This window comes from Chitinophaga sp. CF418 (assembly GCF_900142925.1).
In the GTDB taxonomy this organism is placed as follows: domain Bacteria; phylum Bacteroidota; class Bacteroidia; order Chitinophagales; family Chitinophagaceae; genus Chitinophaga.
The window spans coordinates 600,880-614,791 of sequence record NZ_FRCN01000003.1 but is presented as its reverse complement, the minus strand read 5'-3'; the positions used below and the strand labels follow the sequence as shown (position 1 = coordinate 614,791).

Annotated in this window: 12 protein-coding genes; 1 reads left to right on the top strand and 11 read right to left on the bottom strand. The window is 45.2% G+C overall.

The features are described from left to right. Positions 1-34: 34 nt before the first annotated feature. From F3I09_RS10005 to F3I09_RS09995, 3 genes are read right to left on the bottom strand one after another with little or no spacing between them, the layout of a single operon-like run. Positions 35-742 carry a M17 family peptidase N-terminal domain-containing protein gene (locus tag F3I09_RS10005; protein ID WP_149694891.1) on the bottom strand — a complete coding sequence of 236 codons (708 nt, stop codon included), beginning with the start codon at positions 740-742 and terminating at the stop codon, positions 35-37. A gap of 4 nt (positions 743-746) precedes the next feature. Beyond that, a complete protein-coding gene (locus F3I09_RS10000; protein ID WP_149694890.1) occupies positions 747-2,129 on the bottom strand; it encodes an alginate export family protein in 1,383 nt (460 codons plus the stop codon). Next, positions 2,126-2,536 (bottom strand): OsmC family peroxiredoxin, encoded by a 411-nt coding sequence (locus F3I09_RS09995; RefSeq protein WP_149694889.1) that lies wholly within the window; start codon positions 2,534-2,536, stop codon positions 2,126-2,128. The genes F3I09_RS10000 and F3I09_RS09995 overlap by 4 nt, the downstream gene beginning before the upstream one ends. Before the next feature lie 154 nt (positions 2,537-2,690). Here F3I09_RS09995 and F3I09_RS09990 point away from each other — a divergent pair, with 154 nt between their 5' ends. Continuing rightward, positions 2,691-4,298 carry a sigma 54-interacting transcriptional regulator gene (locus F3I09_RS09990; protein WP_149694888.1) on the top strand — a complete coding sequence of 536 codons (1,608 nt, stop codon included), beginning with the start codon at positions 2,691-2,693 and terminating at the stop codon, positions 4,296-4,298. 84 nt (positions 4,299-4,382) lie between these two features. On the opposite strand, the gene F3I09_RS09985 is transcribed toward F3I09_RS09990, so the two are convergent. From F3I09_RS09985 to F3I09_RS09945, 8 genes are all read right to left on the bottom strand, one after another. Further along, positions 4,383-4,859, bottom strand: a complete 477-nt coding sequence (locus F3I09_RS09985) for a Dps family protein (RefSeq protein WP_149694887.1) — start codon at positions 4,857-4,859, stop codon at positions 4,383-4,385. A 464-nt stretch (positions 4,860-5,323) separates the two neighbouring features. Then, the gene (locus F3I09_RS09975; RefSeq protein WP_149694886.1) at positions 5,324-6,385 is read right to left on the bottom strand and encodes a PLP-dependent aminotransferase family protein; all 1,062 of its coding nucleotides are present in this window, start codon (positions 6,383-6,385) and stop codon (positions 5,324-5,326) included. A 32-nt stretch (positions 6,386-6,417) separates the two neighbouring features. Beyond that, on the bottom strand, positions 6,418-7,584 hold the full coding sequence (locus tag F3I09_RS09970; protein ID WP_149694885.1) for an MFS transporter: 1,167 nt from the start codon (positions 7,582-7,584) through the stop codon (positions 6,418-6,420). A gap of 6 nt (positions 7,585-7,590) precedes the next feature. After that, positions 7,591-8,274: an HAD family hydrolase gene (locus F3I09_RS09965; protein ID WP_149694884.1), complete on the bottom strand. Its 684-nt coding sequence runs from the start codon at positions 8,272-8,274 to the stop codon at positions 7,591-7,593. A 10-nt stretch (positions 8,275-8,284) separates the two neighbouring features. Then, positions 8,285-9,307 carry a zinc-binding dehydrogenase gene (locus F3I09_RS09960; RefSeq protein WP_149694883.1) on the bottom strand — a complete coding sequence of 341 codons (1,023 nt, stop codon included), beginning with the start codon at positions 9,305-9,307 and terminating at the stop codon, positions 8,285-8,287. 12 nt (positions 9,308-9,319) lie between these two features. Continuing rightward, complete coding sequence (locus F3I09_RS09955) at positions 9,320-10,552, bottom strand: aspartate aminotransferase family protein (RefSeq protein WP_149694882.1); 1,233 nt, start codon at positions 10,550-10,552, stop codon at positions 9,320-9,322. A 564-nt stretch (positions 10,553-11,116) separates the two neighbouring features. Then, complete coding sequence (locus tag F3I09_RS09950; protein WP_149694881.1) at positions 11,117-12,892, bottom strand: amidohydrolase; 1,776 nt, start codon at positions 12,890-12,892, stop codon at positions 11,117-11,119. Positions 12,893-12,974: 82 nt separating this feature from the next. Further along, the gene (locus tag F3I09_RS09945; RefSeq protein ID WP_149694880.1) at positions 12,975-13,673 is read right to left on the bottom strand and encodes a hydrolase; all 699 of its coding nucleotides are present in this window, start codon (positions 13,671-13,673) and stop codon (positions 12,975-12,977) included. Between the last annotated feature and the right edge of the window lie 239 nt (positions 13,674-13,912).

Genomic DNA, 13,912 nt, shown 5'->3' with positions numbered 1-13,912 from the left:
GAAGCGACATACACTTCTTCCGGAATAAGATCTCTTATTGCGCATAAGCAGCCAATGCTGCTTTCACCGCTGCCGATGACGGTGCATAAAACGCAGGGCCGGACAATAACGTGAACTTTACCAGTGGCTTAAACGCTGACATCTTTTTCCCTTTCAGATGTAACTGTGTATTGTATGCATCCAACGCACCTTTCACTACATTCTCCGCCACTTCTGCAGTAGGAGAATCAATACCTGCATCTTTGATATCACTGGCATGTGTGTAAGAGCTTACACCCAGTCTTAATGCTTCTCTCATTCCAATGCTGCCCACGGTGTACATAACTGCTGCATTAAACGTATTCCTGTTGCCAAGCCCCACAAGCAATAATTGCTTTGCAGGAATAGTGCCTGGAGGAGGAGTGATGAGCAATGTTTCAAATGCATGTCCTGTAAACTTGCCGCTCTTGCGTAATTCGGTGATGATGCCATGTAATGCCTCGTCAAGGTGTAACATGCCATTCAGCTGTGCAGGCAGTGCAGGAGGATTGGTGATATCACCTTCTGTATATTCGAACACGCAGGCGATCTGCAGAGGAGTGACCTGTGCCGAAGGGCTTTGTACCTTCACTTCTACTGCAATACCGGAGGCTTTGCCGGCAATATTGGAAGTACCAATGGTGGGCAGGTCCTGCGCCTGTATGGTTGCAGTAAATAGTAAAAAGAAGAATAATCCCGCCAGTTTTGTTTTTAATGTTTTCATATTATCAGAACTTAAATGATAAATGTGTATTGATGAAGAAAGAATTAGCGGAAGGCGTGATCTGCTGATCAATAAATGCGCCTGTATTAAAATATTGGGCGCCGCAACTCAGCTTGATGAACTTACTGAAGACATATTCTGCACTGAGCAGATAAGCGGTGCCTATGTATCTTTCATTAGATCCGGCGCCGGGCATGTTAAAGGACCCACTGGGCCGGTAAATACCATCGCCGGTGGAATAACGCCAGTTGAACACCACATCAGCCTGTGTAGAGAAACGGTCGCTGAAAGTAAGCGTGCCATAAGGATGAAGGTCTATCAGGTTAGCGGGTCCGATACGCGGGTTAAACCCGAAGTACCCTCCTTTGGGATATAATGGGTTGAATGTACCTAGCCGGCCGTCACCGGGCGTTTTATCACCGGAAATGTAATCATTGCGCAGGTTAATGGAAGGTTTGTAAAGGGCATTTTCAAATGAATAGCCGATGTCAACAGCGGTGGTCCAGGCACTGATATGACCATCTCCAAAAGTGCCGAACTGGTAAGCAGATTCCAGGTTGTAAATAAACCCGTTGCCATATTTCCAGTAACGGACGGCAACCGTATGCCGTGTCTCGTTTGCAGTACCTTCCTCAAAGGTAGCATCATCTTTATGGTAGCCCAGGTAATAAATGTCCAGGTTGCCCTGCCGGGGAATGATCACATAAGAATATGCTCCCCACAGATTGATTTCATGGGTCGGCTTATTATCGAAGATACCCGGATTTACTTTATCGTCCATCATTGCAAAAATATCCACGCCAAAAGCAGGAGCTTTGTACATGAGTTTTCCTCCCGTAAAATATTTGCGTACGTTCGTGCCTTCCCGTACAGAGATCAGTCTGCCTGTACCATAGTCCAATTCCTGCCTGCCTGCCCTGACTGTAACAGACCTTTTCTCCCTTTCCCATGTTTTAAGGCGTACATCAACAAAGAGATTTTGCACGTTCAATTCGTCTTTGTTCACAGGACTGGGATCCAGTTTACTAAGACTTTCCAGCGCACTGCTCAGCTGTGCAAACACCCTGACATATTGCCCCAGGTGAAGGTCTGCATGCAGGTTATAACGCTGTAATAAAAGATGGTTATTCCCTTCACCATTTTTCTGCCAGTCTTCATGACTGGTGGCAGCATATTCATAGCGGGCTTCACCACCGAATGAAAGATAGAAACGGTCTTTATGGAAGAGAGGCAGATATTTGATCTTATTATACCAGTTGCCGGAACTGTCTTTACTGAGATAGGAATAATCTTCATTGTAACGTAGCAGTTTGAATTGCTGCGCTGTCAGCGGTTGCAACCGCAGGCAAAGAGAAAGAATAAAAAGAAATATGATCTTATTGTTCATGTCAGTTCGTATTCTACCCGGATGCGCGCTTTCAGTACCATACTCAGCGGACTGTTGGCTTCTGCATCTTTGATACAGGATTCGAATAATGCTTTACTTATTTTAGGAACATCAGCTTTTACTATCAGATGCGACTCTGTAATGGCGCCGTTTGTCAGGCTTACATAAGAAGTTGTCCTGATGATGTTTGGTACATACCCGGCCTCTCCCAATACAAAGCTGAGTTTCATGGTATAACAGCTTGCATGTGCTGCTGCCAGCAGCTCTTCAGGATTAGTGCCGGGAGCATTCCCAAACCGGCTGTCAAAAGAATATAAGTGTTCATCCAGCGTCTTGCTTTCGGTTGTCAGTACACCGTTGCCCTCCCTCCCGGGGCCAGACCATACAGCAGTGGCGTGATGTTTCATAAAGCATGATAGATTTAATTGATGTATGATGTTCCGCTATCAAAGGTATCTGAAAGAAGCAGATTACCGGATCTACAAATCATGACAAGTGTTGTACATTTCCAATAAGGCAGAAATAAGTAATTTTGACACGGAGTACTCCTAATTTCAGGCAATGGCGAAATCAACTCATAAAAAAACTGGTCAGGCTTCAGATAACGAGGATGCGCTGGAAAAGAAGATCCGGCAACAGGAGATCCTACTCTCTCTGAGCGCAGAGATCATCCGGATAAAAAATAAACCTGGCCTGATGACAATGATCAGGGAAACGCTTGGTCAGTTGTTCACATTCTCTCATGCCATGGTTACACTGATCACTAAGGATAGAGAACAGTGGAAGACATTTCTGCTGGATAGCCAGTCGACCGACCAGCATCACAAGCAATACAAAGACCTGATCACATTTACCTATCCTATACAGGACGGTATTTATAACAAGGTACTGGAAACGGAAGGCAGTGTTGTATTTGACCTGGATGAACTGGTGGCTACAGGCAGTGCGCCTTCGCATATCGTTGTTCAGCACGAAACCGGTATTAAGGAAATGGCCGCCATCACGCTTATCTGCGATAATATACAACTGGGCGTGCTTTCATTTTACGCCAAAACACATGGCGCGTTCACCAGGGATGCCAGGGACATTATAGAGCAGATAGTGGGGCAGGTATCGCTGGCTGTAGCAAATGTTCAGCAGATGGAGGAAATCAACCGTTACAAACAACAGTTGGAGGAAGAAAACCATTATTTCAGGGAGGCTAATACTACAGGCTATACATACAGCGATATTATCGGAACCAGTGAAGCCATGCAGAAAATGTTCCATCTGTTAGGGCAGGTGGCGTATGCCAACAGTACGGTATTGATACTGGGGGAAACAGGTACCGGTAAGGAACTGGTAGCCCGTGCCATCCACAACTCTTCTCCCCGGAAAGACAAGTTAATGGTAAAAGTGAATTGCGCCGCTATGCCGGCCAGCCTGATAGAGAGTGAGTTGTTTGGACATGAGAAAGGCAGTTTTACCGGGGCTACGGAACGACGGATCGGGAAATTTGAACTAGCGAGTAAAGGCACCTTGTTCCTCGATGAAATAGGAGAGATGCCGGTGGACCTGCAGGTGAAACTGTTAAGGGCCCTCCAGGAAAAAGAGATTGAACGGATAGGAGGTAAAGGGCCTATTAAAGTGGATGTCCGCATTATTGTTGCCACCAACCGTAATCTGAAGAAAGAAGTAGCGGAAGGCCGCTTCCGGGAAGACCTTTTCTACCGCCTGAATGTATTCCCCATTACACTTCCTCCCCTCCGGGAACGCAAGGAAGATATCCCCGCACTGGCCAACCACTTCATCGGAAAATATTCACGGAATGCAGGCCGTAAGGAAATGAGCATTTCCAGTAAGGCCATGAAAGAGCTGATGAGTTATAACTGGCCCGGTAATGTCAGGGAACTGGAACATCTCCTCGAGAGAAGTGTGCTGCTTACAAGCGGCAATGTTATTAAGGAGATAGATCTGCCTGTGATCTATAAGAATACCGTGAAAGAGGAAAAAGACTATACTAAAACACTGGCGGAAATGGAACGGGAATATATTATTGAAGTATTGAAGAGATGTAATGGTAAGGTGTTTGGTCCCGGCGGCGCCGCAGCGATACTGGGACTGCGGGTATCTACATTAAATTCCAGGATCAAGAAATTGGGCATTAAAAAAGAAACACTGATATCCTGATCAGCATCCTGACCGGCATTCATATAAATGGGAATCCCGCAGCATTAAGCCGCGGGATTCTTTTTATAGAGAGTAGATTGGTAATTATTTGCGGTAGTGCGCACGTAACATCCAGGCCATCTTCTCATGCGTTTCCAACAGTCCTGTGATGTAATCACTGGTGCCTGCATCTTTATAAGTATTTGCAAATGCATCAATGTTACCTCTCAGGAACTCGATAATGCTTTCGTGATCTTCCAGTAATTCTTTCATGAAGCCCAGGCTGTCATTTTTCCTTTCGCTGTATTCAGTCAGGTGAGTCAGTTCCAGGAAGCTTTTCAGTGTAGCCGGCGGGTAGTGACCGATAGAACGGATCCTTTCTGCCACGCTATCCATGATCTCATCCAGCTCCTCGTACTGTGACTCGAAGAACAGGTGCATGGAATGAAAATCAGGCCCCTCTACATTCCAGTGTGCGTTACGGGTCTTAGTATAAAGCAAGAACTCGTCAGCCAGCAATTTAGCCAGCTGGTCAGCTACATGCTGTCTGTTTGCTTCTGTGATGCCAATATTCGTATTCATATGTCGCTTGTTTAATGCTGCTAAGGTAAAACATTCTTACTTCTCTAAATTCCTCCGGCTATAATTAACACATCATTTACAGTAATGTTTACAACAGCAAGCAAACAGTAAGCAAACAGGCAGCAAACACCAAACGCCAAACACCAAACACCAAACACCAAACACCAAACACCAAACACCAAACACCAAACACCAAACACCAAACCGCTTCTCAGAATCATAATAAGGAAACAGTATAAATATAATAGCGACAGCGGAAGTAGCACCCGGTTTCAGATGGGAATGGCGGGCCTTCGGCTCTCCGGTGACACGGCAAGTGCAGCCCAATCCATATTCAAACCCCTATTCGCTTGACAACGCTCAATCGGCTTCCAGAGAGGCGCCGACCGACATCCCATACTGAAACCGGAGCTACTTAGCGTTGAGTAATCTATCTGGAAACAGCGTGGTATATACGAATCATTTTACCCGATCAGCTTTTTGATGATCTCCAGTCCCTGTATCACTCTGTTCATATCCTGTTCCGCTCCCATTGCTATTCTGATATACTCGCCCGCATGAACACCCGGTACGGAAAAGACGGTACCGGGCATCACTTCCACACCTTCCTTCAGCAGGGACGCATATAAGAACGCAGCTGTAATACCGGCCGGCAGTTTCAACCAGCAGTGAAAACCATTCTTATGTCCGTATACTTCATACCCGGAGAGTACAGCTCTTGTTTTTAACTGCCTGTTGTTGCCTTCAATACGTTTTTGGCCGATCAGCTTTTCCAGTTCACCACTGGTAATGGCAGCAGACACGAACCTGGTAAAGAATGTGGATGGATTGCTGGAAGTCAGTTTCAGCATTATGCTGATTTGATCTCTGTATTGCTCAGGAGCTGCGATGAATGTTACCTTGACATCGGGTGCGAGTGGTTTGGACAGGCTGTAAATATACCACCCCAGATCCGGCGCCAGCTGTGCGAAGTTGGCAGGAGGATTGTCGTCCAGGAAGCCATAGGCGTCATCATCAATAATGACCTGTCCATTCTTACGGGCAATATCGATCAGTTCCAGGCGGCGCTCTAATGGCATAACAACACCGGTGGGGTTATTGATGGTGGGCATAATATAGATGCCTTTGACATTGTGTTGTGCTGTGGCGGCCTCCAGTGCGGATGGTAACATTCCCTTTTCATCGGTTTTGCAGCCGATCAGCTGAATATTCAGCAATCGGGCAATGGTGATAAAATTGGAATAGGTAAACTCATCGACTGCTATAGTCTTACCCTGCAGCGATGTGGCCAGTAATGCCACGATAATAGCCTGGTGACCGGAAATAGCCATGAATATACGATCTTCACTGATAGCGGGTCCGCTGCGCGATATCCATCCGGCTGCTACCTGTCTGTCTTCCAGGTTACCAGCAATAGGTTTCACGGTAAACCACTCATTGTACGTTGAGTAGTGTTTTTCTGTAATAGGCTTAAATACGGTCTGCTGGTCGGCGAGCACCGGGTAATTTGAACTTAGCGATATCATGGAGGTGAGGATTTGGATCGCCAAAAGTACAACTATTTCTCTTCAGAGATCTTACCCGCCTGTGATGCCAGTAATGTAATGCCCGACCCCAACACTGCGATCATAGCAAAAGACCAGCGCAGATCGGTGGCCTCAGAAATAAAACCGATCATCGGAGGGCCCAGCAGAAAACCCAGGAATCCCACGGTAGATACTGCAGCAATGGCTACGCCGGGCGCCAGTGTTTTAGACTTGCCTGCCAGCGCCAGCACCAGCGGTACTACAGATGATACGCCGATACCCACCATCAGGAAACCGATAGTGGCAGTGACAAGATAGGGAAAACAGATAGCCAGCAATAAACCGGAGGTGGTCATAAAACCACTGATCTGTAATACTTTTTTGGCGCCCAGCCTTGTGACAAAGCGATCGGCGATGAACCTGCCACCAGCCATAGTGCTCATGAAAGCAATATAGCCTGCAGTGGTAAGATGTTCGGGTACCTGTACTGTCTTCTGAAAATAAATACCGCTCCAGTCGAACATGGTACCTTCCGTTACCAGGCTGCAAAATGCGATCAGTCCCAGTTTGAGGATGCTGCTGTCTGGTTTGGCAAAGATGGGTTGTGAACTGTCTGAAACTTCATCTGCAGGTAAAAGGTATCGGTAGAAGATCAATACCAATGCCCAGCAGATGATGCAGATGAAGATAAAATGTTGCAACACCGGCAGCTCCATGTTAATAGCAACAGTGCCAATCCCTACACCGGCAAAGCCTGCTAAACTCCACAGACCGTGGAATGACGCCATAATGGACCTGCCATATAGCGCCTCTATTCCAACGGCCTGTGTGTTCATGGATATTTCAAAAACATTGTTCATAAAGCCAAAACAGAACAATAGTATCACTAACTGCCATATATCTGTAGCCAGTCCGATCGCAGAAAGCATAAGGGGGAATAACAATCCGGCGCTGATCAATACTTTCCGGCTGCCCAGCCGGGTAACCAGCCAGCCCGATACCGGCAGGCTGACCATCAGGCCGATAGGCAGCGCAAACAATACACCACCCAAAGCGGCATTGTTCAGCCGGAAGATAGCCTTGATATCATGTATCCGGCAGGCCCAGCTGGTATAGGTCAGGCCGGCGATGAAAAAGAATACGCTTGCTGCAATACGGTGAGACCGCTTCAGGTTAAGATGGACAGTCAGATCTTTCATAAATCGTTACGAGGTTAAGGTCATAAGGCCAATATGCTGCTCCAGTTCGTCATAGTCCGAGATCTTGACGATGTCGTTGATATGAGCGAGCTTCTTGTTGTCAATACCGATAAACTTTATGCCAAGTTGCTGCGTAGCCTGGTAGTCCCAGTTGCCATCGCCGACATAAATAATATCGGAGAGCTCGGGCGATTCATTGTGCCGTTTGTTCATCTTATCGATGGTGTGACTGATAATATCCCGTCTTGCAAAAGCATCCTGTGCAAAGGACGCTGCACTACACTCGTCAATATCGATGCCCGCACACTGCAATTTAAACAAAGCAGACTGTTTCCATCCTCCGGTGGCCAGACCTATTCTCAGGTCTTCATTACGGGCCAGTGTGCGGATGATCTTACCAGCTTTGGGGATCTCCCGGAAATGACCGGCCTGTTTTTCATAAGCGGCTTCCAGTAGTGTGCAGAAGCAATCAATGAAGTTTTCTATTTCAGTGACGGTACATGGACGGTTTCTGCGTTCAAGCGATAACTGGTTCAGGATACCTGAGTCAGTGGTATTCTCATAATGTCCGTAATTGGTATTAAAGTCGGAAAAATTGAAAGTAGCAGCAATGGCCTTTGTAAAACAGAGATCGTCTATCTCTGTAGTATTGGTCAATGTGCCATCTATATCAAAAATAATGTACTTCATAAAAGAGGTTTTAAAACTTGATAACAGATTTCAGGCTGGAGATGTCATTGTTGCGCTGACGTTTGGCAACATTACATCCCAGGTCTGATACGGCATCCTTGAATTCATTGATGCCATACGCCTTCGTGATGATCTTCTCCAGCCCCAGTACCTGGCTGTTGATGAGGTCAACAGCATGTTTGAAGGTGTCCTGTGAATCGATGGAGCCGATGATGGAAATACTGCGGTCGGTGATCTCACGCGGATTGATGGTCTGCTGATTATTACGCAGACCTATCAATGCAATCTTTCCGCCATCGGCTACGGCATCGATTGATTTTTCCAGCATGCTGCCTGTCGTATCTACGATCAGGTCATACTGGTGTTTACGAGGTGCAAAATGACCAGACAGGTACCAACCCGAGGTGAGAATATCATTACTGGTGATAAGCTCAGTTCTGTTGGCAGAAGTCTCATAGATAGTGCCTGCCTGTATACCGTATTGTTTCAATGCCAGGTAGAACAGCAGCCCGATAGGACCACCGCCCAGGATGGCTACATTGTAGAAAGGAGTGACCGCCAGTTTCTTCACAGCTGTCAATACACAGCTCAGTGGTTCTGACATGGCGCCCTGTTCGAAAGGCACATCATCCGCCAGTGGATAGATGAAACGTTTCGTAGTCTTGAAGTATTTGGTAAATGTACCGTCAATGGAAACACCTGCCTCGGTACTCGATTTCAGGAAACAGTGATTACGCAATCCTTTCCTGCAGTTCTCACAATAACCACAGTAATAGGTAGGGTCGATAATGACACGGTCGCCCACATTGAAGTTTTCAACACCTCTGCCTTTTTCGACGATCACACCGGCAGATTCGTGGCCGATGATCACTTTCTCCTTTGCATTATATTCTCCCGAGATGATGCTGAGGTCTGTACCGCAGATACCAGTAGCGCGGATCTCTACGATGACTTCATCAGGCAATGTGATGGCGGGTTCTTCCCGTTCTTCAAGTTGAATGTTCCAGGGTCCGTGATAAACGATAGCTTGCATGTGTAACAATTTTTAAAGCTGACTGAATAATTTTTCCAGCCTGTCGCAGATCTCCTGTACATCGTCGACAGTGGCAGTGAGAGCGGGTCTTACTTTTACAACATTGCCAAAGCCATATCTGGAGCCTCTGAGAATGAGTTTATGGTCTTCCAGGGCTTTGTCAATGATCCTGTTGGTCAGAGGTACATCCGGAGCGCCGTCTTTATCAACGATCTCCAGTCCCCACATATATCCCATTCCTCTTACATCGCCGATGAAGTGGCCGTACTTCTCTTTCAGACTGTTGAGCAGCTTACCGAGTACTACACCGTTATCGCGTACGTTTTCGAGGAATCCTTCGCGGGATACGATCTCCATGGTTTTCTGCGCAGCCGCCAGGGAGAGCAGGTTACCACCTGAAGTATAGGAATGCTCGAATTTCTCCAGCACCGCAAATTCGGGCCTGTAGAGAATAGCTGCCGTAGGGATGCCTATGCCGCCTAATCCTTTCGCCAGCGTGATGATATCGGGTTGCATATCAAAATGCTCACTGGCGAACATATAACCTGTTCTGCCGATGCCGGTCTGTACTTCGTCAGAGATGAGAACAATGTCCAGCTCATCACAGATCTTTTTGATCCTTTCAAAATATCCCGGAGGTGGTACAATGTTACCGCCATTGCCCAGGATGGGTTCCATGATGATGCAGGATACGTTGCCGGAGCCGCCGTATTCTACATAGTCATAAATGGCTTCTGTGCACAGGTAACCGCAATTGGGATATTTGGCGGAATAGGGGCACCTGTAACAATAAGGCGCAGGTACAATAGCGTGTTTGTTGGAGATGGTGTTGGAGAATGACTTTCTTCTGAAAGCATTCCCTGAAATACTGGTCGTAAAAAGAGTTTGTCCATGATGGGAAAGGGACAGGCTGAGTACTTCATTTTTACCATTGAACTTGTTGGCTATTTTAACAGCGCCTTCATTGGCAGTAGAGCCAATGATGTCACGCATCCAGCCATCAGTAATACCTTCAGGAGCATGTTCCAGGATGCTGTTCAGCACATTGGAAGCAAGTTCGCCGGTAAATGAGGAGGAAACATGTATCAGGTCTTTTACCTGCTGCTGCAGGATATCTACCACCTCTGGATGACTGTATCCGAGAGCGAGGTTAAAGGTACCTGAAACGGCATCGATGTACTCTTCGTCATGCGAAGTATAAAGGCGTATGCCACTGCCTTTAGTAAACTGAATGTTAACAGACATGGGGGTTGGGTTTTACATAAGAAAATTAAAATAGTGGAATGGCGTAAGATAACGGGTCACATAGACTGAGTTACATAACGAACAAATGTTTCTTGAACTTCCTGCAGGGAATCCGGGTTATACAATTTTTTTTTAGACGTGGTGGATATGAAAATGTGTCTAGCTTCATTATCAAAATTCACGATGCCAAAGTAGAATGTATTTATGAAAATTTCTTTTTTTTGTTTTAACTGAATCCTTTATTTTTTATTAAATAGGATTGTAAATTGTTGACATGAGTGAGGGAGTATTTCCTGTGTAATGCTTGTCTGTTATGTGTTTGATGGCTTCGCTGCGCTTATGCTGCATACGGTGGACCTGTAGATTGCCTGATACTACCGATGCCGAGTTTTTTCATACCATGTGCCAACATTAGCTCTAATGAAATGGCAACTCGAAAGATTAAAACGGATAGGTGAAAAAGTGTTGCTTGAGGGAAAGTATTTGTTAATCGTCTAATCAAATCTTTCATGCAGCTATTTTTAATATTATGTTGAATTTGACAATTTTTCTTTTGCGCGCTCTTTACTTATATTGATAACCTCCATAGTAATTTACCGGCGACCAGGATGGAATGGCTTTGGGCACGGCGGGCGCGATTGACTTAAATTCACCTTCACCATACACTATTTTACCATCGAGTACGGTTAGAAGAGAATGCATATTCTTTAGTTGTTCAGCATCTGTTTTTAAATAGTCGTCGCTTAAAATAACTAGGTCTGCCAGGTATCCTTCTTTAAGCGTTCCCCTGTCTTTCTCCTGATTAATAAGACTTGCGCTGCCTTGTGTATATAATTTTAAAGCTGTGATGCGGTCTAGTTTATTTTCTTTGCCAGTATAATCTTTTCCCCCCAGCGTTTTCCCTGTTGTGAGCCAATATAAGGCAATCCAGGGGTTATAACTGGCTACACGCGTGCCGTCCGTTCCTGCACCTATTTTAATGCCCATATCAAGCATTTTGTGAACAGGAGGCGTGTTTTGCGCTGCCTGTTTTCCATAACGGGCTATGAAGCTTTCGCCCTGGTAAGCCATGCGATGTTGTATCGAAATACCGCCATTCAATGCTTTAATGCGTTTCAGATTTTCGTCAGAAACAGTCTCTGCATGGTCAAATAGCCAGGGTAATCCATTCAAGGGGGTTTCATTATTCACCTCTTCAATAACATTCAGAAACCTCGTTATTGTTTCATTGTATGTAGCATGTAAGCGAAAAGGCCAGCGGTTCTTTACCAGCAGTGCAATCACATCTTTCAATTGTTTTTCCAGGACGGGAGACAGGTCTGGCCTCGGTTTATTGAAGTTTTCAAAATCAGCGCCTGAGGCAACAAGATTTTCACCACCACCTTCAACAAAATATTCGGTTTCGGCTTCTTCGCCATGCTGGTGATCAATATCCACCATACCAATCCATTTTTGATAATCCTGCAATTCCGTACCCGCCTTTTGAGCAAACAGGTAATAAGGCAGGCGAATAGTTAATTGTCCGAGTTTGAATAACGAATCCGTGATGCCATAATCATCGGGGAAATTCTGAAAGCCGCCACCTGCATCCATCACACTGGTTACACCCAGACGGTTCATCTCTGAAATAAAAAGGCGGGTTGAATTCATTTTTTCTGCCGGCGTTAATTCGGGCAGTTTAGCAAGGGTTGAATACAAAATAAATGCACTTGGCTCTGCGACCAACAATCCGGTAGGCTGCCCATTTGCATCTTTTTGTATTAAACCTCCACTCGGATTGGGGGTATTTTCGTTGATGTTTAAGGCTTTTATACCTGCTTTGTTTAAGTAGGCATGCGCGTATAAGTAAAGGATGAAAGTGGGTGTATTACCTGTGGCCTCATTTATCTCTTCTAAAGTAGGAAGACGTTTTTCTGCGAACTGGTATTCATTCCAGCCGCCTACCACCCTTACCCATTGGCCTTTTGGTGTTCTTGCTGCCTGCTCTTTTAACATTTGCATCGCTCTTTTCAGTGTTTTTACACCATCCCATCTTAGTTCTGTATTATAAAATCTGCCGGCGCGAATAACATGAAGGTGAGAGTCAAATAAACCGGGAATAATTGTCCGGCCGTTGGCATTTATCATCTTGGTTGTTTCCGTTTTATACTGCAGTATGTTGGTATTGTTTCCTACCGCTATGATCCTGTCGTTCGAAATGGCCACCGCTTCGGCCTGGGGAGCTTCAGCATTGAGCGTAACAATGTTTGCATTGTGAATGATAAGTGTTGCCTTTTGTTGGGCATTGGCCGATAATAGAAATGCCGTAAGTACTATGGTGAATGTGAGAATCTTTTTCATTTTTGTATTGTTTTAAAGCTAAAGAGCAGAATTTGATTTCTGCTCTTTAGTCATTCACTGGAGGTCCCTCCATTTTTAGATGTTAGTGCTTCAGCATCTCGTGACCATATAAAATTCCCAGTCCATAAGCGCCGCCATATTTTTTGAACAAGCTGGTTACTGCTACATATGTTTCCTGCCGTGCCCAGTCTCTCTGCAATTCAAGAACGTATTGGGTTGACGTCATGGGTTGTGCACCTGCCTGAATGATACGTTGAATAGCCATTGCGTGCGCTTCATTGCTAACACCGCCGGATGCATCTGTAATAACATACACTTCATAACCTTCGGCAATAGCAGATAAAGCGGGTCCGACGATACAAACTTCTGTCCACAAGCCACCGAGTACGATTTTCTTTTTACCTTTAGCAACAATCGCTGCATGCGCTTTTTCATCTTCCCATGTGTTCATACTTGTTCTGTCGATATAGCTATCAGTGTTGGGATAAAACTCAGTGATTTCAGGGAATACCGGACCACTAAAACTTTTTTCAGCTACTGTTGTAACTACAGTAGGTACATTGAAGATTTTTGAACCGCCGGCTATGAGAGCCACATTATCACGCAAATTACTCATATCAATACTTTTAGTTGCAAATGACATCTGGCCTTCGTAGTCAATTAGCACCAAAGTATGATTGGTTGGAGTCAATAAGCGGGAGGAAGGTTTTTGTGCACTTGCGCTTATTGTAAATATAAGCGCAGTAAAAATTGCTGAAATGGTTTTTAGCGTTTTTTTCATCGTTCAGTTTTTAATTATTAATACATTTTGGTTTAAACTCACAATTTGTGAATACGAATGAATAGTCCCGACTATTTATTTTAGGAACTTTAACCTTGACAGAATAAAGTAATTGACAACACAAAATTACCTTCCATGAATGGACAAGGCAATTGATAAGTCGTAGTATTTGATATACATTTAAATACACCAACATATACTACCCTCTCCATGCTAATAGCCAGGTGAAACACCTCATT

Excerpts from the sequence above, each read along its gene's own strand:
- F3I09_RS09985 (WP_149694887.1), bottom strand. The coding sequence starts at position 4,859 with ATGAATACGAATATTGGCATCACAGAAGCAAACAGACAGCATGTAGCT.
- F3I09_RS09945 (WP_149694880.1), bottom strand. The coding sequence starts at position 13,673 with ATGAAAAAAACGCTAAAAACCATTTCAGCAATTTTTACTGCGCTTATA.
- F3I09_RS10005 (WP_149694891.1), bottom strand. The coding sequence starts at position 742 with ATGAAAACATTAAAAACAAAACTGGCGGGATTATTCTTCTTTTTACTA.
- F3I09_RS09975 (WP_149694886.1), bottom strand. The coding sequence starts at position 6,385 with ATGATATCGCTAAGTTCAAATTACCCGGTGCTCGCCGACCAGCAGACC.
- F3I09_RS09960 (WP_149694883.1), bottom strand. The coding sequence starts at position 9,307 with ATGCAAGCTATCGTTTATCACGGACCCTGGAACATTCAACTTGAAGAA.
- F3I09_RS09950 (WP_149694881.1), bottom strand. The coding sequence starts at position 12,892 with ATGAAAAAGATTCTCACATTCACCATAGTACTTACGGCATTTCTATTA.
- F3I09_RS09955 (WP_149694882.1), bottom strand. The coding sequence starts at position 10,552 with ATGTCTGTTAACATTCAGTTTACTAAAGGCAGTGGCATACGCCTTTAT.
- F3I09_RS09990 (WP_149694888.1), top strand. The coding sequence starts at position 2,691 with ATGGCGAAATCAACTCATAAAAAAACTGGTCAGGCTTCAGATAACGAG.
- F3I09_RS09970 (WP_149694885.1), bottom strand. The coding sequence starts at position 7,584 with ATGAAAGATCTGACTGTCCATCTTAACCTGAAGCGGTCTCACCGTATT.
- F3I09_RS09965 (WP_149694884.1), bottom strand. The coding sequence starts at position 8,274 with ATGAAGTACATTATTTTTGATATAGATGGCACATTGACCAATACTACA.
- F3I09_RS09995 (WP_149694889.1), bottom strand. The coding sequence starts at position 2,536 with ATGAAACATCACGCCACTGCTGTATGGTCTGGCCCCGGGAGGGAGGGC.
- F3I09_RS10000 (WP_149694890.1), bottom strand. The coding sequence starts at position 2,129 with ATGAACAATAAGATCATATTTCTTTTTATTCTTTCTCTTTGCCTGCGG.